Below are 19249 nucleotides of genomic sequence, written 5' to 3'. Positions count from 1 at the left end.
CAGATTTTTAATTAAAAAAGTAAATATTGTGTGTATCTTCACGATCGAACTGTAGATAGTAGATCATACTAAAATAAAAGTAATTTCCGATCATGAAGATACGTCACTTCGGCAAAACTCAGGCGATCCCATTGCAGCTCATACTGATAGTCCCATTTGTTTTGCAAATCTTTGGAGCAGTCGGTCTGGTGGGATATTTGTCGTTCAAAAATGGACAAAAAGCGGTAAACGACCTGGCGGATCGGTTGATGGATCGAACCAGCAGTACGGTGAATCAACATCTGGATGCTTATTTATCTATTCCGCATCAAGTGATTCAGATTAACGCCGATGCGATTCGGATGGGATTGCTAGATGTGCGCGATCGCCAAACCCTCGGTAAGTATTTCTGGCACCAAATGCAGGCCTATGACCTAAGCTACATCGGCATTGGGCTGACTACGGGTGAGGGAGTAGGAGCCGCACGCTACGACGGCAAAAACATCGTGATTGATGATTGGACTCCCAAACCGCCGAATAATGTCACCAATTATGCCACCGATAACAAAGGCGATCGCACTCACGTCGTGACTATTTATGATTGGAACAACTTCCAAGAGCCCTGGTACACCGAACCCGTGAAAGCAGGTAAACCCATCTGGTCGCGGATCGTCACCGTAAATTATCCCAATTATCCCTACATCGCTGCCTCCGCTGGTCGCCCCATCTATGACGCAAATAATCGCTTGCTAGGAATGGTTGGAGTCGATATCCATCTGTTGAAACTCAGCGATTTCTTACGGAGTATAGATGTCAGTAGCTCAGGGCAGGTTTTCATCATGGAACGAAATGGGCTGTTGATCGCAAATTCTGCGAAAGAACAACCCTTTACCACCGTCAAAGACGAGATTCGGCGTTTGAAGGCGATCGACAGTGGCAATCCCATAGTCCAAGGAATTGCCAAACAAATCCAGCAACGCTTCAAAGGGTTTCAATCCCTTTCTGGAGACACGGATCTCCGACTTGATTTTCAGGGAGAACTCTACTATGTGCAAGTCACTCCCTGGCGCGACCAATATGGATTGGATTGGTTAGTGGTGGTGAGTGTGCCAGAAAGCGAGTTCATGGCACAGATTGATGCCAATACTCGCACCACAATCTTGCTCTGCTTAGCAGCATTGGGGGTAGCTTGTGGGATGGGCGTTATCACCTCCGGCTGGATTGCGCGTCCGATTCTGCGACTGAATCGGGCGAGTGAGGCAATAACATCTGGCAACTTCGACCAAGCTGTAGAAGACAGCCGTATTCAAGAACTCAACGCCCTTGCCAACTCCTTTAACCAGATGGCAAGACAACTGCGCGAATCTTTTACCGCCTTAGAAAAAAGTAATGCAGAATTAGAAGACCGGGTGGAAAACCGCACCTTTGAACTCAAAAACGCCCTAAGTGAGTTGCAACGCACCCAATCACAGATAATTCAGAGCGAAAAAATGTCTAGTTTGGGGCAACTGGTTGCGGGAGTCGCCCACGAAATTAACAACCCGGTCAACTTCATTCACGGCAACCTCGTCCATACACAGCAATACACCCAAGATTTGTTAGAGTTCGTAGAGCTTTATCGACAGCACTATCCTAACCCTGCTGACGAAATTCAAATTGCAGCCGAAGAAATCGACCTGGAGTTCTGGCAAGAAGACCTGCCAAAAATGCTGTCTTCGATGAAAATGGGTACCGATCGCATCCGCCAAATTGTCCTATCGCTACGAAACTTTTCGCGGATCGACGAAGCAGACTTTAAACCAGTGGATATCCATGAGGGTATTAACAGCACCCTACTGATTTTGCAACACCGCCTCAAAGATAGACCGGAACGACCGCCTATTAAGGTGATTCAAGACTACGGTTCTCTACCCCTGGTGGAATGCTACGCCGGACAACTCAATCAGGTGTTTATGAATATTCTCACCAATGCGATCGATGCTCTCCTCGTAGCAAGAGATGACCCGGAAAACTCTCATCAACACCTTGCTATTACAATTTCTACAGAGGTGACAGACAGGAATTCTGTCATAATTAGAATTGCCGACAGCGGGCCGGGGATGAGCACTGAGGTGCTGCACAAGATATTCGATCCATTTTTTACAACTAAATCTGTGGGTTCGGGAACAGGTTTGGGATTGTCTATTTCTCACTCGATTGTTGTGAGTTCTCACGGCGGAAAATTGACTTGCGTTTCTGCACCCGGAGAGGGAAGCGAGTTTATTATTGAAATTCCGATCGCCCCCAGGCAAGTTTTGTAATTGGCGCTACTATCAACCAACATCCCCAAATCAATTCCAGTTAGCAACCCTTAACAATCCGGCTACGCATTGCGTTGTCATATCAAATCTGTTAGCATCGTAATTATTAATATATCTCTTCTTTTTATCTGCGTGAATCTGCGTTAATCCTTTGTCATCTGCGGTTAATAAATTCTCTTTTTTTACCGCAGATGAGGGCCGATAAACACAGATTAATGCAGATGAATTAGAGAAATCATGGTTGCACAGTCGGTGATTGTTGACGCTTCAGCGAAGCTAATCTGCCATCGCTGTTGAAGGAATTTATAAAATAAGTTAGTGATAAAGTTTCCAGCATTCTCGCGCAATTTCCCAATCTTCCTGCGTGTGAATTACCAAAATTCTTACGGCAGAATCCACTACCGCAATATCTCGATCAACTGGTGAATGTTGATTTTTATCCTCATCCAATTTTAACCCTATAAATCCAAAAGGTTCGCAGGTTGCAGCCCGCACAACAGCAGAATTTTCCCCAACTCCAGCCGTAAAAATTAAAGCATCCAACCCTCCCAAACTCGCCAGCATCGCACTAATTCCGGCACGCAAACGGTGGATGTAAATATCCAAAGCAAGTTGAGCTCTCTGATTACCTTGGGCGATCGCATCTCCAATCTGCCGCAGATCGCTAGACACCCCTGAAATCCCTTTTAAACCTGAATTTCGATTGAGAATACTATCAAGTTTCTCAGCAGTAAAATCGGATTGTTTTAACAGATAAATGAGAATGCCTGGGTCGATCGAACCCGATCGACTTCCCATCATCAAACCTTCCAAAGGCGTAAATCCCATCGTCGTGTCAACACTCCAGCCACCACGGATGGCTGCCAGAGAACATCCGTTGCCCAAATGACAGCTAATCAACCGCAAATCTGCCAAATCTTGACCCAGAATGTCGGCGGCCCGACGCGCGCAATATTGATGGCTAATCCCGTGAAAACCGTAGCGGCGAATCCCATTTTCCAGCCATTCATAGGGGCCGGGATAAACAAAGGCTGCGGGCGGCAATTGTGCGTGAAAAGCTGTATCAAATACTGCTACTTGTGGCACATTTTCGAGGATTTTTTCAATCGCTTCGATACCTTCGAGGTTAACCGGATTGTGGACAGGGGCGAAAAGAGATAAACGGGCGATCGCCTTTTTAACATCCGGGGAAATTAACGTACTTTCCTGATATTCTTGTCCGCCGTGTACGACGCGGTGGCCGACAATATCAATCTCTTTTAAATCATTAATGGTTTGAGTTTTTCCCCTCCAAAGAGTCTCCAGCATTCGAGAAATAGCATCTTGGCGAGACTCGGATGCAAATTCCTCCTCAAGCCGATCGCCCTTTGCTGTTTTGACTTTCAACTCTGCTATACCCTGCTGGTGAGTCCAATCAATTTGAGCCTCCCAGAGGGGTTGCAAAGGTCGATCGGGCAGGACATCGTTTAACTCGTAAAGACAGCTCTTTTGACTGCTAGAACCCGCATTTAACACCAGTATTTTCATGCTTGATTATGTCTTGTTGATTCGTTCTTTCGATCGCTAGGCGATTGAAATCGCGTTTTGTCAAACTTTCGTCCCTGCAGAGGGGGACTCAAAAATCTTGAGACTCAGGGAAAAATATTAAGAAAAATGTCGAAAAATTAACTGTTAATGCAATCTGTAGCTAACAGTTGCATTTTTTTGATATATCTTCTAGGCAGATTTTCATTTACTAAAGTTTAAGGAGCCGATCGATGTTTACACCAATTTTACTTGCCACTGTCGCCAGAACCGTAGAGTGGAGCCCCACGACTGGTTTGATTATGATTATTTGCAATATTTTAGCTATTGCGATCGGCAGCTCGACCATCCAAAAGCCTCACACAGGCCCAGCCGCGCCCTCATCGGGTTTGGTCGGCGGCTTGAGTTTGGGTGCACTTGTGGGAAGTCTCTGCTTCGGTCATATTTTGGGAACGGGTACGATTTTAGGATTGTCTTACATAGGCGCGATTTAGTTTCAGACTGTAGGGTGCGCCCCCGCACCTTACCCGCAATTTCAAGTACCGGGTAAATTGCGGAGAGTTTCATCCATGTACGATCGATCGCCCAAAACCTCCAGCAGCGGCCCGCGCACGTCAAACTTAACAATACTGACAGAAGCTGCTAAAGCGGCAATGCGATAGCGATAACGTCCCAAATCAATCCCCAACAAACTGCACAGAATAATTCTAATAGTCGCCTTGTGCGAGACAACCAAAACATTACCGCTCTTGTACTTTTCCTGAATTTCTGCGATAACTAAGGACGATCGGCTAGCAATTTCCACGGAAGTCTCGCCGCCATTCGGTGCATTCCAAGCAGGTTCAGTCAGCCAGTTAATATAATCTTCTTCGTATTCTTTTTTGACTAATTCTACTGTTTTGCCTTCCCACTTACCGTAATTAATCTCCCTCAGTCCGTCGCGAAGCTGCATTTCAATTCCCACGGCATCGCACAAAGGTTTTGCAGTAGCAATTGTGCGTTTCATCGGACTGACATAAACAGCCTCCCAGGGCAATTTTGCGTAACTGGCGGCAAACTGTTCTGCCATTTTAGAACCTTCGGGTGTTAATTCTGGATCGATATGGCCGCAGAAGCCACCTGTTTGGCTGTAAGTCGTTTCACCGTGTCGTACAAAGTAGATTTTTAAGCTCATATATACCACTTTTATTTGATTGTTGAAAGAGACTTTTATTGAACGAACCGCAGAGGAATATCGCCCGCGCCGGACACCGCAATGCCGTGTCCTAATCCACGATCGTGTGCCGGACACGGCATTGCCGTGTCCCTAGCCAGAATATCGCTAGCCCGGTGCACCCGATCGCACGGTTTGATCTCCTGTCGTTGTCGGATCTTTCGTTTCCTTCGGCGCTTCCGACGAAACCGGGCCCGCGTGCGGCCACTTCCAGTCGCGGATTTCCGGCATATCATCGCCGTGTTCGTTGATATAGTGCCTGTGTTCGATCAGCTTGTCACGGATAGCTTGTTTGCCGTAAGCTGCGACAGAACTCAGTTTTGGAACGCGATCGAGTACATCTCCAACTAAATGGAATCGATCGAGATCATTAATCACCACCATATCAAACGGCGTCGTAGTCGTCCCCTCTTCCTTGTAACCCCGAACGTGAATATTGGGGTGATTCGTCCGGCGATAAGTCAAGCGGTGAATCAGCCAAGGATAGCCGTGAAAAGCAAAAATCACCGGCTTATCTTTCGTGAACAAAGTATCAAAATCCTTGTCAGACAAACCGTGGGGATGTTCGCTAGCAGGTTGCAGCGTCATCAAATCCACCACATTCACCACCCGCACTTTTAAATCGGGATAATCTCGGCGGAGAATGTCAACAGCAGCCAAAGTTTCCAGCGTCGGAACATCTCCCGCGCAAGCCATCACCACATCTGGTTCGCCGCCTTTATCGTTGCTGGCCCACTCCCAAATACCGATGCCGACGGTACAGTGTTTAATCGCAGAATCCATATCCAAATACTGCAATGCCGGCTGCTTCCCTGCAATAATCACGTTGACATAGTGGCGACTGCGGAGACAGTGATCCGTTACTGACAGCAAAGTGTTCGCATCCGGCGGCAAATAAATCCGCACAACCTCGGCTTTCTTGTTAATTACGTGGTCGATAAAACCCGGATCTTGGTGAGAAAAACCGTTGTGGTCTTGTCGCCAAACGTGAGAAGTTAGCAGGTAGTTGAGAGAGGCGATCGGTCGGCGCCAAGGAATGTGACGAGTAGTTTTCAACCACTTGGCGTGTTGGTTGAACATCGAATCGATGATGTGAATAAACGCCTCGTAACAAGAGAAAAAGCCGTGGCGTCCCGTCAGCAAATAGCCTTCCAGCCATCCCTGACATAGATGTTCGCTGAGGACTTCCATCACCCGGCCGTCTGGGGAGATGTGGTCGTCTTCGGGCAAAATTTCTCCCGCCCACATCCGGTTCGTCAGTTCAAACACCGGATCGAGGCGGTTTGAGGCCGTCTCGTCGGGCCCGACAATGCGGAAATTGGCGTTTTCCTGATTCAGTTTCATCACGTCTCGCAGGAAGCGGCCAGAAACGCGGGTTGCTTCTGCCATTACAGTGCCCGGTTTTTGCACGTCAACGGCGTAGTCTTCAAATTTCGGCATTTTCAAGTCTCGCAGCAGCAGGCCGCCGTTAGCGTGGGGATTTGCCCCCATGCGTCGATCTCCCTTGGGTGCGAGTTCCGCCAATTCGGGAATTAATTTCCCATTTTCGTCGAAGAGTTCTTCCGGCTTGTAGCTTTTCATCCAATCTTCCAGGAGTTGGACGTGTCCCGGCTTAGAAGCCATTTCCGAAAGTGGGACTTGGTGCGATCGCCAATAATCCTCTGTTTTCTTACCGTCAACTTCCTTCGGCCCCGTCCAGCCTTTGGGAGTTTTCATCACAATCATCGGCCACTGGGGACGACCCGAATAGCCCTCTGTCCGCGCTTTTTCCTGAATCGCCTTAATTTCGCCGATCGCGGTATCGAGAGTTGCAGCCATCAACTGGTGCATGGTTTCCGGGTCTGAACCTTCCACCCAATAAGGTTTGTAGCCATAACCGACCATCAAACTTTCCAATTCCTCCTGCGGAATACGGGCCAACAGAGTTGGATTGGCAATTTTGTAGCCGTTCAAGTGCAAAATCGGCAACACGGCCCCGTCGCGAACCGGGTTGAGAAACTTGTTAGAATGCCAGCTAGCAGCCAGCGGGCCGCTTTCGGCTTCCCCGTCACCGACAACGGCCGCCACAATCAAATCGGGATTGTCGAAGACTGCACCGTAAGCGTGGACGAGGGCGTAGCCGAGTTCGCCGCCTTCGTGAATCGAACCGGGGGTTTCCGGGGCGACGTGGCTGGGGATACCGCCGGGAAAGGAGAACTGTTTGAACAGCCGTTTGATACCCTCTTCATCTTCGGAAATGTTCGAGTAATATTCGCTGTAAGTGCCTTCGAGATAGGTGTTGGCGACCAAGCCCGGCCCGCCGTGTCCCGGGCCTGCGATGTAGATGGCGTTGATGTCTTGGGCTTTGATGATGCGGTTGAGGTGAACGTAGATGAAGTTTAAACCTGGAGTAGTGCCCCAATGTCCGAGGAGTCTCGGTTTGACGTGTTCGATTTTGAGGGGTTCTTTGAGTAGGGGGTTGTCGAGGAGATAGATTTGTCCGACGGATAGGTAGTTTGCCGCCCGCCAGTAGGCGTTCATTTTGTGTAGTTCTGAGTCGGAAAGTGGCTTTAATTGCGGGATCTCGGTTGTTCCTAGCATCATCAGCGATTGACTCCTAAGTTGTGGTTGTTTTGTAAAGTGCGATCGAGAAGTGCGATCGGTATTAATTTGTTATTTGTGACATTTTGTATTTAAACTCCATGTCTTCCACGCAAACTATTGAATTCTAGCTCGTTTATGCCTCCATTAAAGTTTAAATCAATGTTAATTTCTGGCTAAACATCGCACGATTCTGAGGAAAAAAAAGCCGCTACTTGCGGGGATCAAGGGATTAAGCAATACATAATAGGATTTACACAAGAGTTTTTGTAGGCTGTGCACTCCGCACTGAGCCGTAGAATATGTTGCGAGTAGTAGGATGTGTTGTTCTAGTCCCCAAAAAAATACTTCTCAAGGTAGAAGTCATAAGAATTTATAGGTGAATATAATTTCACTTTGTGCCTGCTGATGGCTGATACCAGTTATCATAAAAAATTCAACTGTAGGCAATATCCAAAGCTTTAGGTCCTCAGTCATTCCCCATTCTTTAATCTAAAATTTAAAATGGTATGACTCGTTTTGGGTTAATTTTTTTTAGGTTCGTTTAAGCTCAGGGTAAAAGGGCGATTAATTTTTATAATGAGAGAGATTTAGCCTGATTTTAAACAGATATAGCAATGCTATTTCATTTGTAAAAAAGCTTTTTTTTATGAACCGCAGAGGCGCAGAGGGCGCAGAGGAAGAGAGCAGAGATAAAGGAATTGCGTATAATAGCAAATACATATTATCTAATTATTAACGCAAAATTTAGCTAACACCTGGCAAGGAATTAGCCCAACTCTCGGTGTCTGTGGGGGTGATGCTTGTATGAGAAATACTTGCATTCCTATTTGGGAACTGGTGAGCTTTCATCGTTTGGGTATGAACGAGTCTCGACTCTTAGATAACTATTCCACACTAACTGCTACTGATTTAGCAAATGCGTCGGCTTATGCGGCAGCTTTTCCAGATGAAAGTGACATAGCTATCCGCAAGAATGACGAGGATTGAAATAATGGCGCGTCTTTATGGTGACGAACAATTTCCCAGAGAAATTGTAGAATTGCTGCGCCGGATGGGGGAAAATATTCTGACAGTGCAAGCAGCCGGAAAGGATAACCTAAAAAATCCGGACGCAGAAGTGTTAGCTTTTACAGTCAGTGAAAATTGAGCTGTTTTAACTCTAAATCGCCGTTATTTTATCAGACTGTACAGCTTACAGTCTGACCATGCTGCAATTATTGTCTGTAGGGGAGAGGATGATTTCACAGAATGACTGCTAATCTTAATCAGGCTATTTCCTCACTTGCAACATTAACAGGTCAAGTGATTCGAGTCGATCGCACTTTCGCGACCATGTATATCTTAAGCGATCGCCACAAAGTAAACTCAAGCAATCTCAATCCGAAAATCACTGCATCGGTTTGATTGCTGGCTAGATGCCATCGCCAATATTTCCCGCTGAAAAAACTTAGGAGGCGACTAAAACAGGACTCTCTGAAATCCGGCAAACATTGGACACAGTTGGCTGGTGGGCAACGACTCGCACTTCGTGAGGATAGCGGGGACGGGGGTCATTTTCTAACCAGATGGGCGGTACCATCATCACTTCATAGTAAGCGATCGTATGCAAAACCCCAGGCTGGGACTTCAACTCTACTGTTAAGCCCGCTCTGTACTCAAATGCTTCTTCCCAGTCTAGGTTTCCATTCATATCCATATTCATATCCATCGGGATCGCGCCTCTTAATCTTGTTTCTTTTCTCAATTGTAGAGCGCTACATAAAACATTGGGTACTTTCTGTTGCTTATGATACAATTTGTAACCTTATATATACGTTCCCTGACAATTGAACAGAGAAGAGCAATTGTCAATAAGTAAATAGGATGATTTGGCCAACAGGTGACAAGCAAGCCCAAAAGCTAGGCTTGACAAGAGTTTGAGTTGATACGTCTCAAAAAAAATAGGGGCGATCGAACCGCGCAGACGTTTATGACACAAAGGAAGAGAACAGAAGAGAATTTTAAGGACGGAAGTACAAACCTATTTTTGCCAGCTTGGCTAATATTTTATAAATAAAGAAAGTCGGTTTTTTTAAGAAACCGGGTTGCTGGATGAGTGAAAACTAAACTAATTTCACTTGGTTTTCTTCTTGGTCGCAGTCGCCGTCTTTTTAGAAAGCGAGATCCTTCTTCATTTCTTTTGGGCAGATGTCTAATACTCAAAGTAAAATATGGCATAATATAAATATTAGTTTCATAGCTTTGCACCTATGACCGCCCAAATCACCCTAAATCTGCCAGATGAAGTCTATCACCAAGCAGAATTGCTAGCGCTGCAACGCCACCGCACCGTGAGTGAGATTCTAGTAGAAACTCTGGAAAATTTTCTCTTACCAACCGCTAAACCAGTATCAGCACTGTCTGATTCAGAAGTAATCACTCAGACTCAACTCCGGCTGCAACCACTCCAAGAACAACGATTGAGTGAATTGCTAGACCGCCAACAATCCGGTACGATCGCATCTGTAGAACTGGGTGAATTGCAGGCATTAATCCACATATATGAAACTCGACTATTGCGACAAGCTCAAGCCTTAAATGAAGCTGTGCGGCGCGGCTTGCTCGAACCATTGAAAGGATAATCAAAATGGCGATTTCTGAACAAGTTAGAGCCAGAGTTCGCGCACAAGCTCAAAATCGGTGTGGTTATTGTCGCAGTTTACAAATGTATGTCCTGGGAATATTGGAAATTGACCATATTATTCCTAAAGCGATTGGCGGTACTGATGAGGAAGAAAATCTCTGGCTGGCTTGTAGTCTATGCAATAATTACAAAGGAACCCAAACTGACGCATTAGATCCGGTAACGCAAAAGCACGTTAAGTTGTTTAATCCGCGCACTCAACAAGGGTCACAAAATTTTGCTTGGAGTGAAGACGCTACAGAAATTATTGGACTTACAGATTGCGGTCGCGCAACAGTAACAGCCCTACAACTAAACAATCCTATTGCTGTTACTGTCAGGCGTCAGTGGGTTAGTGCTGGATGGCATCCGCCCACAGACATTTCTCCTTAAAAGGTTTGAGAGTCACAAATGGTCGATCGCACATATCGCCTTTCTAGCTGAGGAGATTTTAGACCAGCGCGAGGTCAGGGATATGGGGTTTGGGCGATCGATCGGGCAAATGATATCAAACTGACTAATTTAACTCAAATGAATACGCTCGTCAGTGCAAATTATGTAAAAAAGAGCGATCGCACTTTCATCGAGGTATTGAGAAACGTGCGATCGCTCTTTTGTCCGGGATTGGGAAAAATGGCGATCGCCCATCAATTTTGTTACCTCCTTACCTCCACCAACACCTAGAATGATGAATCGATTATTTCTACGAAACTCTCTAATTGCCCGCGGCACCCCCAGCCACACCCGCACCCAAGCGCCACTCAGCAGTCACCGTTGACATGGAAGCCCTCACTCACCGCTATAAGCTATAGCTAGCAGCAGAATTAATCCACAACGTTTTGCAAGAAACCTAACTAATAGGGATATCGCCCTACAATATAAAATACATACATAATTCATAAATCAAATAAGCTCTATGACAATCCCAGAATTAGAAGCGCAACTCTTAGCCTTAACGCCGATCGACAAAGCTGAGGCAATCAGCATCTTAACTCAAAGCCTGAAAAACAGCGGACGCCCGATTACAAAAACTCCCGGCGTGATGGGCGGCGATGCTTGTATTGACAATACTCGCATTCCCGTTTGGTTGCTCGCAAGCTATCGCAATGAGGGCGCTACCGATGCTTTTATCCTAGATTGCTATCCCCATCTGAGTGCCGCTGATTTAGTAAATGTTTGGGCTTATGCTGAAGCTTACCCTGACGAAATTGAGGAAGCAATGAGACTGCAAGACGAGGCCGACGAGATTTTAGATACACCTGAAAATATCCAATAAACCTATGGCGCGTATCTATGCAGACGAACACTTTCCCCGGCAAGTCGTGCAAAATCTACGCTCTTTGGGGCATGATGTCTTGACTGTTCAACAAGCAGGAAACGCTGGACTGCCTGATGAGGATGTATTAGCATTTGCGATCGTTGAAAATCGGGCGGTTTTGACTGTCAACCGACGCGATTTCTTTCAACTGCACAAGCTGCAACCTGACCACTGCGGTATTATTGCCTGCACGCGAGATGACGATATTGCTAGACTGACTGCTAATATTAATGATGCGATATCTATCGCTCAGACATTGACGGGAAAAGTGATTCGAGTCTATCGTTATGGGCCGCCGTCTATATCTTAATTGCATTCAAGAGACCTTATGCCCTACTATACTCAAGCCGAATTTTAAGGACTGAAGTTTTTAGTACAAACCTAAATTTGTGCAGTATTTTACCAACAAAAAAACCGGGCGGGCACGGGGACACCGCCCCTACACCGTCCGGGTTTCTCGATCAGTGAAAACTACACTAAACTCAAGTTGTCTTCTTCTTCGTCGCAGTCGCAGTCGCCGCCTTCTTAGTAGTCGTTTTCTTCGCCGCAGTCGCCGTCTTCTTAGCAGTAGTTTTCTTCGCCGCAGTCTTCTCAGTTGCAGTCTCCGACTTCGCCGCCGCAGTCTTAGTAGACTTCTTCGACTTGCTGCTAGATTTACCGCCTCCCGCTGCTTCCTTAGTTGCTAACAATTCCAGTGCTCTTTGCAAGGTGAAATTCTCCACAGATTCATCCTTCGACAAAGAAGCATTGATATCGCCGTGTTTCACGTAGGGGCCGTAGCGGCCATCGTAAACATTGATCGGTTCTCCCGACTCTGGATGCGCGCCCAATTCCTTCAAAGGTGTGGCTGATTTGCTGCGGCCGCGGGCGGCTTTCGGCTGCGATAATAACTCTAATGCCCGATCGAGCGTTATCGTCAAAACATCATCCGGCGGTTTGATCGATCGATAATCTTTCCCCACCTTACCCTGGTCGTGCACCACATAAGGCCCGTACATCCCCAAATTAGCTTGCACCTTCGCCCCCGTCTCCGGGTGAGTGCCCAACAACCGGGGTAAAGTCAACAAACTCACCGCCATATCCAGCGTCACGCTATCCTTATCCGTCCCCTTCGGTAAAGAAGCCCGCTTCGGTTTCTTGTTCGTTTCCGAAACTTCCCCTAACTGAACGTATGGCCCATAACTGCCAATCAGCACATAAATCGGTTCCCCGGTTTCCGGGTGAAGACCCAATTTTTCCGGGCCTTCCGTTTTTTGCTTTAACAGAAACTCCACTTGTTCCGGGTCTAAATCTGCCGGCGTCAAATCTTGGGGAATCGATGCTTTTACGACACCTTCTTCGCTTTCCGATTCCAGGTATGCGCCGAATTTGCCGATGCAGACTTTAGCAGCAATATTCTCCAATACCACAGTTCGGGCAACTTTCGCGTCAATCTGGCTTTCCTGTTCTTTGACTTGGGTTGCGAGTCCGGTTTCCCCTGTATAAAACTTTTGCAAATACGGCAGCCATTTCGCCTCGCCGGTGGCAATTTCATCGAGGGTTTGTTCCATTCGGGAAGTAAAACCGGTGTCTACTAAATCGGGAAAATGTGTTTCCAATAAAGTAGTGACGGCGAAAGCGGTGAATGTCGGAATTAAGGCGTTAGCTATTAATTTGGCATATCCCCGATCGACAATTGTACCGATAATACTCGCGTAGGTACTCGGACGGCCCACACCTTCGCTTTCGAGCATTTTGACCAGAGAAGCTTCCGTGTAGCGGGCGGGAGGTTGAGTTTCGTGCCCTATTGCCTCTAAATCCTGACAATTAGGTTTATCCCCCACCTTCAGCGCCGGCAAAATCACCTCTTGGTCTTCCAACGCCGCATCTGGATCATCGGAACCTTCCACGTAGGCCCGCAAAAAGCCTGGAAAATCAATGCGTTTGCCGCTGGAACGGAAACCGGCATCTTCTACCTGAGTTTGTAACGTAACGTGAGTTTGGCGGGAATCGGCCATTTGAGAAGCGACTGTCCGCTTCCAAATCAAATCATAGAGGCGGAAATCAATCCCATCCAATCCCGTTTGCTGCGGAGTCCGAAAAGTGCTGCCGGCGGGACGGATAGCTTCGTGGGCTTCCTGCGCGCCTTTGCTTTTCGTGGTGTATTTGCGCGGTTGGGGGCTGAGGTATTCGCTGCCGTAAAGTTCTTGCACGCAACTGCGCGCCGCTTCGATCGCCTGTTCGGACAAATGCACCGAATCCGTCCGCATATAGGTGATAAAACCGCGTTCGTAGAGACCTTGGGCAATTCGCATGGTTTCCCGCGCACCCAGCCGCAGCTTGCGGTTAGCTTCCTGCTGCAAAGTCGAGGTCGTAAACGGCGGCGACGGTTTGCGGGTGACTGGCCGTTCTTCGATATTGCCGACCGTCCAGGGTTTGTTTTGAATGCGTGAAAGTAAAGCCCGCGCCTGTTCTTCGTTGAGCAAAAGTACGCGCCGGCCTGCGATAATTTGCCCGGTATTTTCATCAAAATCGCTGCCATTTGCAACTTTCACATTGCCGACAGTCACGAGTTTGGCATCAAAGGAAATCTTGCCCTTTTCCAAAAGGGCTTTTAAATCCCAGTAACTACCTTGGCGGAAAGCGCGGCGTTCGCGTTCCCGGCGCACCAAAAGCCTGACTGCGACTGACTGCACTCTACCAGCGGACAAACCCCAAGCGATTTTTTTCCACAGTAACGGGGAGAGTGTGTAACCGACGAGTCTATCGAGAATTCGGCGAGTTTCTTGGGCTTGTACTACTCGATTGTCGATATCGCGACAGTGGGTTAAGGCGTCGCGGATAGCTTCGCGGGTGATTTCGTGAAACACCATCCGCTTGATGGGCACTTTGGGTTTGAGGATTTGCAGCAAATGCCAGGAAATGCTTTCGCCTTCTCGGTCTTCGTCAGTGGCTAGAATCAGTTCTGTGGCGTCTTTGAGGGCGTCTTTGAGTTCTTTAACAATTTTCTTTTTATCTTTCGGGATGACGTAGAGGGGTTCAAAGTCTGCCTCCACGTTTACGCCCAGTTGCGCCCATTTTTCTCCTTTAACGGCTTCTGGTATTTCTTCGGCGGAGGATGGTAGGTCGCGGACATGGCCCATCGATGCCTCTACACGGTAGGTGGAGGGCAGGAAGTTGCGGATGGTACGGGCTTTTGTGGGAGATTCGACGATGACTAAGGTTGACATGGCATCTTTTAAATATGGATGGCAGCGCAGCTAGAGGGTCTAAGTTAGAGAGTTTAGGTCAGATGTCAAGGCTTCTTTCAACTTTGGGCGATTATTTTCAAACTACCTTAATTTTTAACTTACTGCCGATCGGGTGGCAGGTGACAATGTGATGGGATTTTACTGCTTTGGGGGCAGAGGCTGCGAATCACGTCTCTACAAGATGCACCGGATGATGACCTGACTTTAGCAGAATTGTCGGTAACTGGATGTTGAGACTGCTGGATGCGGGCGGATGGTTCCTCAATCTGGTTGTAACTTGAAGGTTGGGGCGACCGATTTTAGATTTTAGATTTTAGATTTTAGATTGGGAAAGATTTACTGACTAGAGGTTTGGGGCTTTGGTACAGTACGCTGTGCAGCATCAGCGTTGCGAGCGAAAAAAAAGCAATCACAGGGGATTAAAATTACTTGAGCGATCGAGCAATTCGATGAATAATTCTATGACATTTGAATTCGACCATCTTTTCATCCTTACTGATATTGGTGCTTCGGAAGCTAATCGTTTATCATCCTTCGGTTTAGTTGAGGGTGGATCTCGCATTCATCACGGACAAGGTACAGCCAATCGCTGTTTCTTTTTCCATAACGCAATGTTGGAATTGTTATGGGTTCACGATCCAGAAGAGGCGAAGTCTGAGCCAATTCATCAGACTCGTCTTTGGGAGCGATCGACAAATCGGAATAATGGTGCGTGTCCATTTGGCATCTGTTTGCGTCCAGCCAAAGGTTCTGAGGACACAGTTGCATTTTCAAGTTGGGCATATCGTCCACCTTATTTATCTGAAACGATGAGTATCGCAGTAGGAACAAATAGTGATGTGTTGACTGAGCCGATGCTTTTCCAAATTTCCTTTAGTAAACGTCCAGATCAATACTCTGCTGATAAGTCACAGCCTTTGGATCATGGTGTTGGTTTCCGCGAAATTACTCGTGTAGAATTAGTCAGTCCTGCTGCTAATAATCCGTCACCTGAACTTCAAGCAGTGCTTGAGACAAATCAATTAAAGTTGCGAATAGGAACCGAGTATTTTGTCGAGCTTGGTTTTGATGGAGAAGTGCAGGGACAACAGGTAGATTTCCGACCTGGATTGCCGCTTATTATCAGTTGGTAATCAAAACCTGTAAAACAATTAATAATATGGCTTCAGTATCCAACGAACTGCGATATTTCGTACAGAACGCCCACTGACAATTGCAGGAACATTAGAGGCCATTGAGAATTTTGCAAGTTGGCTGAGTAAACTAGAGATATAGTAACCCCCAATTTATTGAGAACTGGAAAATGGAGACAATTACTGACCTGCCAGGGTATCGCATAACAGAACAACTCTATGCAGGATCTCGCACTTTAGTCTATCGCGGTGTCCGGGAGAGCGATCGTACTCCAGTCGTCATCAAACTGCTGCGAAACGAATACCCCAGCTTCAGCGAACTGCTGCAATTCCGCAACCAATATACCATCGCCAAAAATCTACGTCTGCCTGGAGTGGTTGAACCCCTCGATTTAGCACCTTACAAAAACGCCTATGCTTTGATAATGGAAGACTTTGGAGGAGTTTCCCTGTCTACTTATCTCCCGGCAGCAACTGATAAAAACCAACCCGATAAATCTCTATCTTTAGAAAACTTTCTCACCCTAGCCAGGGAACTAGCAAATATTCTCCACTCTCTCTACCAAAACCGAGTTATTCATAAAGATATCAAACCCGCCAATATTCTGATTAACCCACATAGCCAACAAATTAAACTCATTGACTTCAGTATTTCTTCCCTGCTGCCGAGAGAAACCCAGGAAATCCAGAATCCCAACACCCTCGAAGGAACCTTAGCTTATCTCTCCCCAGAAAAAACAGGAAGAATGAATCGAGGCATTGACTATCGGAGTGACTTTTATTCCCTTGGTGTGACCTTCTATGAATTGTTGACAACACAGTTACCCTTCGAGTCAGATGATCCAATGGAGTTAGTGCATTGTCATCTAGCCAAACAGCCGATTCCGGTACATCAAATCAAGCCAGAAGTTCCCCTAATTTTATCCCAAATTGTTAGTAAACTGATGGCAAAGAATGCCGAAAATCGCTATCAGAGTGCATTAGGACTGAAACACGATTTAGAGATTTGTCTTGCTCAATTACAAAACACGGGTAACATTGAGACGTTTGCATTGGGAACGCGGGATATTACAGACCATTTCCTCATCCCCGAAAAACTCTACGGCAGAGAAACAGAAGTTGAAACCTTATTAGCAGCCTTTGAGCGAGTCAGCAGGGGCAGCACCGAAATGATGCTAGTATCCGGTTACTCTGGCATTGGAAAATCCGCCTTAGTACAAGAAGTTTATAAACCAATTACTAAAGCCAGAGGTTATTTTATAGCAGGAAAATTCGACCAATTTCAACGAAATATCCCTTACGCGGCCGTTGTCAAAGCCTTTCAATCATTAGTCAAGCAACTCTTAACAGAAAGCGAAAATCAACTCACTACCTGGAAAGAAAAAATATTAGCTGCCGTTGGCGCTAATAGTCAAATTATTGTAGATGTCATTCCTGAAGTAGAATTAATCATTGGCCAACAGCCAGCCGTACAAGAATTAGGCGCTACAGAAGCACAAAACCGCTTTAATTTAGTATTTCAAAAATTCATCCGCGTATTTTGTTCAGTTGACTATCCCTTAGTCATCTTTCTCGACGATTTACAATGGGCTGATGCCGCCACATTGAAATTGTTACAAGTAATGATAGCAGATGAGCAAACCAACTATCTATTTCTAATTGGTGCTTATCGAGACAACGAAGTTAACCCATCTCATCCTTTAATGATGACTTTGGACGAGCTGCAAAATCAAGGTGCAAGAATCGAGCGGATTACTTTATCTCCCTTACACCTTCACCACATAGTTAACTTAATTACTGACACCGTGCGTAAAGACCAAAAATCAGCGCTCCCCCTAGCCGAGTTAGTAATCAGTAAAACTCAAGGTAATCCTTTTTTTGTAAATCAGTTTCTCAAAACTCTCTATCAAGAAAACCTGCTAAAATTCAATTTTCACGAAAGAAACTGGGATTGGAATATTTCAGAAATTGAATCAGTAGGTATTACTGATAACGTCATTGAATTGATGCTGGGAAAATTGAAAAGACTGCCCCCATCAACTCAGCAAGTTTTGCGTTTAGCTGCTTGCGTGGGTAATAGTTTTGACTTAAACACTCTCTCAATTATTAATGAAAAATCTTTGGCAGCCACATTTAAAGAACTCTTGCCAGCCATCCAAGAGGGATTGATTCTAACTACTTCTGAGTTAGGTGCTACCGAATCAGAAATCATTAATTCTGACTTAGTAATTACTACTTATAAATTTTTGCATGACCGCGTGCAGCAGTCGGGTTACGCTTTGATTGACTCCAAGTTGCAAACCGCAATTCACCTACAAATTGGTCGCCTATTACTAGCAAATATTTCTCCTGAACGACAAGCCGAAAGAATTTTTGAAATAGTCGATCATTTGAATTCTGGTCGCATTTTAATCATTGATGAGCACGAGAAAACTGAACTAGCTATTTTAAATTTAACCGCCGCTCGCAAAGCCAAAGATGCAACGGCTTATGCTGCTGCCAGAGACTACTTAAAAATCGGTCGAGAAATTTTACCGGGCGATATTTGGCAAGAATCCTATGAACTAGCTTTTACCTTTCATAAGGAGCTGGCAGAGGCTGAATATTTAAACGGCAATTTTGAAGAATCAGAAGCTTTAATAGAACTGGCATTTGGTCGGGCAAAATCTGAGCTAGAACAAGCCGAAATTTATAACATTTTGATCGTGCAGTACACTCTGCTAAGTAAATATGAATCAGCAATTCAATCGGGATTAAAAGCCCTTCAATTGCTGGGCATAGACTTGGCTGAAGATAATTTAAGCGAGGCGGTTAATGCGGAAATGGCGGCCGCTAAAGCCAACTTGGCAAACCAAGAAATTGCTGCATTAATTAATGCCGAAAAGATGAAAAATCCGGCTCAACAAATGGCAATGAAATTATTGGGTAACATGGGACCGCTAACGTTCTTTTCATCTCAAGAACTGTGGAAGTTGACTGTGATTAAAGCGATTAATCTGTCTCTGAAGTACGGTTTTGTGGCGGGAGGGTCTTACTGTTATTCGTGTTATGGAATTATCCTAAATTCTATTTTAGGGGATTACCAGTCGGCTTATGAGTTTGGCAGACTCGCTCTGACTCTCAGCGAAAATTCAAATAACTTGTCTCAAAACTGTCAAGATAGTGTGATTTTTGCTAATTACTTAAATTGCTGGGTGAGACCGCTCAAAACTACGGCGGAAATTAATAATGAAGGTTATAAAGTTGGCTTGCAATCGGGCAATTTGCAATGGACGGGTTATAACCGGATGTTTCAAACTATTACCTA

Annotated in this window: 17 protein-coding genes; 12 read left to right on the top strand and 5 right to left on the bottom strand. The window is 45.9% G+C overall.

Going from position 1 to position 19249, the window contains the following annotated elements; translation table 11 throughout:
- Positions 1-92 precede the first annotated feature (92 nt).
- The gene (locus QUA10_RS25180) at positions 93-2279 is read left to right on the top strand and encodes an ATP-binding protein (RefSeq protein WP_333085206.1); all 2187 of its coding nucleotides are present in this window, start codon (positions 93-95) and stop codon (positions 2277-2279) included.
- Positions 2280-2594: 315 nt separating this feature from the next.
- Here QUA10_RS25180 and QUA10_RS25175 read toward each other — a convergent pair whose 3' ends face one another.
- Positions 2595-3806 carry an acetate kinase gene (locus QUA10_RS25175; RefSeq protein ID WP_333085205.1) on the bottom strand — a complete coding sequence of 404 codons (1212 nt, stop codon included), beginning with the start codon at positions 3804-3806 and terminating at the stop codon, positions 2595-2597.
- A gap of 230 nt (positions 3807-4036) precedes the next feature.
- On the opposite strand from QUA10_RS25175, the gene psaK reads away from it, so the two are divergent.
- The gene (psaK, locus tag QUA10_RS25170; RefSeq protein ID WP_333041736.1) at positions 4037-4297 is read left to right on the top strand and encodes a photosystem I reaction center subunit PsaK; all 261 of its coding nucleotides are present in this window, start codon (positions 4037-4039) and stop codon (positions 4295-4297) included.
- A gap of 41 nt (positions 4298-4338) precedes the next feature.
- On the opposite strand, the gene QUA10_RS25165 is transcribed toward psaK, so the two are convergent.
- Both QUA10_RS25165 and QUA10_RS25160 read right to left on the bottom strand, forming a co-directional pair.
- The gene (locus tag QUA10_RS25165; protein WP_333041738.1) at positions 4339-4977 is read right to left on the bottom strand and encodes a histidine phosphatase family protein; all 639 of its coding nucleotides are present in this window, start codon (positions 4975-4977) and stop codon (positions 4339-4341) included.
- Between the two features lie 147 nt (positions 4978-5124).
- Positions 5125-7599 carry a phosphoketolase family protein gene (locus tag QUA10_RS25160; RefSeq protein WP_333085204.1) on the bottom strand — a complete coding sequence of 825 codons (2475 nt, stop codon included), beginning with the start codon at positions 7597-7599 and terminating at the stop codon, positions 5125-5127.
- 765 nt (positions 7600-8364) lie between these two features.
- Between QUA10_RS25160 and QUA10_RS25155 the strand changes: the two genes are divergently transcribed.
- The 3 genes from QUA10_RS25155 (at position 8365) to QUA10_RS25145 (ending at position 9003) form a co-directional block, all read left to right on the top strand.
- A complete protein-coding gene (locus QUA10_RS25155) occupies positions 8365-8586 on the top strand; it encodes a DUF433 domain-containing protein (protein WP_333085212.1) in 222 nt (73 codons plus the stop codon).
- A 4-nt stretch (positions 8587-8590) separates the two neighbouring features.
- A complete protein-coding gene (locus QUA10_RS25150; RefSeq protein ID WP_333085203.1) occupies positions 8591-8746 on the top strand; it encodes a DUF5615 family PIN-like protein in 156 nt (51 codons plus the stop codon).
- Positions 8747-8847: 101 nt separating this feature from the next.
- A complete protein-coding gene (locus QUA10_RS25145) occupies positions 8848-9003 on the top strand; it encodes a hypothetical protein (protein ID WP_333085202.1) in 156 nt (51 codons plus the stop codon).
- A gap of 43 nt (positions 9004-9046) precedes the next feature.
- On the opposite strand, the gene QUA10_RS25140 is transcribed toward QUA10_RS25145, so the two are convergent.
- Entirely contained in the window at positions 9047-9307 is a 261-nt protein-coding gene (locus tag QUA10_RS25140) for a hypothetical protein (protein WP_333086404.1), read from the bottom strand.
- 541 nt (positions 9308-9848) lie between these two features.
- Here QUA10_RS25140 and QUA10_RS25135 point away from each other — a divergent pair.
- The 5 genes from QUA10_RS25135 to QUA10_RS25115 all read left to right on the top strand — a co-directional run bounded on the left by QUA10_RS25135 (position 9849) and on the right by QUA10_RS25115 (position 11889).
- On the top strand, positions 9849-10220 hold the full coding sequence (locus tag QUA10_RS25135; protein ID WP_333041743.1) for a hypothetical protein: 372 nt from the start codon (positions 9849-9851) through the stop codon (positions 10218-10220).
- A 5-nt stretch (positions 10221-10225) separates the two neighbouring features.
- The gene (locus QUA10_RS25130) at positions 10226-10654 is read left to right on the top strand and encodes an HNH endonuclease signature motif containing protein (RefSeq protein WP_333041744.1); all 429 of its coding nucleotides are present in this window, start codon (positions 10226-10228) and stop codon (positions 10652-10654) included.
- 138 nt (positions 10655-10792) lie between these two features.
- Positions 10793-10945, top strand: coding sequence for a hypothetical protein (locus tag QUA10_RS25125; RefSeq protein WP_333041746.1), 153 nt, complete (start codon positions 10793-10795; stop codon positions 10943-10945).
- 232 nt (positions 10946-11177) lie between these two features.
- A complete protein-coding gene (locus tag QUA10_RS25120) occupies positions 11178-11537 on the top strand; it encodes a DUF433 domain-containing protein (RefSeq protein WP_333085201.1) in 360 nt (119 codons plus the stop codon).
- A gap of 4 nt (positions 11538-11541) precedes the next feature.
- Positions 11542-11889, top strand: a complete 348-nt coding sequence (locus tag QUA10_RS25115; protein ID WP_333085200.1) for a DUF5615 family PIN-like protein — start codon at positions 11542-11544, stop codon at positions 11887-11889.
- A 172-nt stretch (positions 11890-12061) separates the two neighbouring features.
- On the opposite strand, the gene topA is transcribed toward QUA10_RS25115, so the two are convergent.
- Positions 12062-14788 carry a type I DNA topoisomerase gene (gene topA, locus QUA10_RS25110; RefSeq protein WP_333085198.1) on the bottom strand — a complete coding sequence of 909 codons (2727 nt, stop codon included), beginning with the start codon at positions 14786-14788 and terminating at the stop codon, positions 12062-12064.
- A 482-nt stretch (positions 14789-15270) separates the two neighbouring features.
- Between topA and QUA10_RS25105 the strand changes: the two genes are divergently transcribed.
- Together QUA10_RS25105 and QUA10_RS25100 are read left to right on the top strand one after the other, a co-directional pair.
- A complete protein-coding gene (locus QUA10_RS25105; protein ID WP_333085197.1) occupies positions 15271-15942 on the top strand; it encodes a VOC family protein in 672 nt (223 codons plus the stop codon).
- 170 nt (positions 15943-16112) lie between these two features.
- On the top strand, positions 16113-19249 hold a 3137-nt coding region (locus QUA10_RS25100; protein WP_333086403.1), incomplete at its 3' end, for a serine/threonine-protein kinase PknK.

The sequence above is a fragment of the Microcoleus sp. Pol8_D6 genome, from assembly GCF_036700965.1.
In the GTDB taxonomy this organism is placed as follows: Bacteria; Cyanobacteriota; Cyanobacteriia; order Cyanobacteriales; family Microcoleaceae; genus Microcoleus.
The sequence above is the reverse complement of the archived record's forward strand: the minus strand, read 5'-3'. Positions and strand labels throughout refer to the sequence as shown.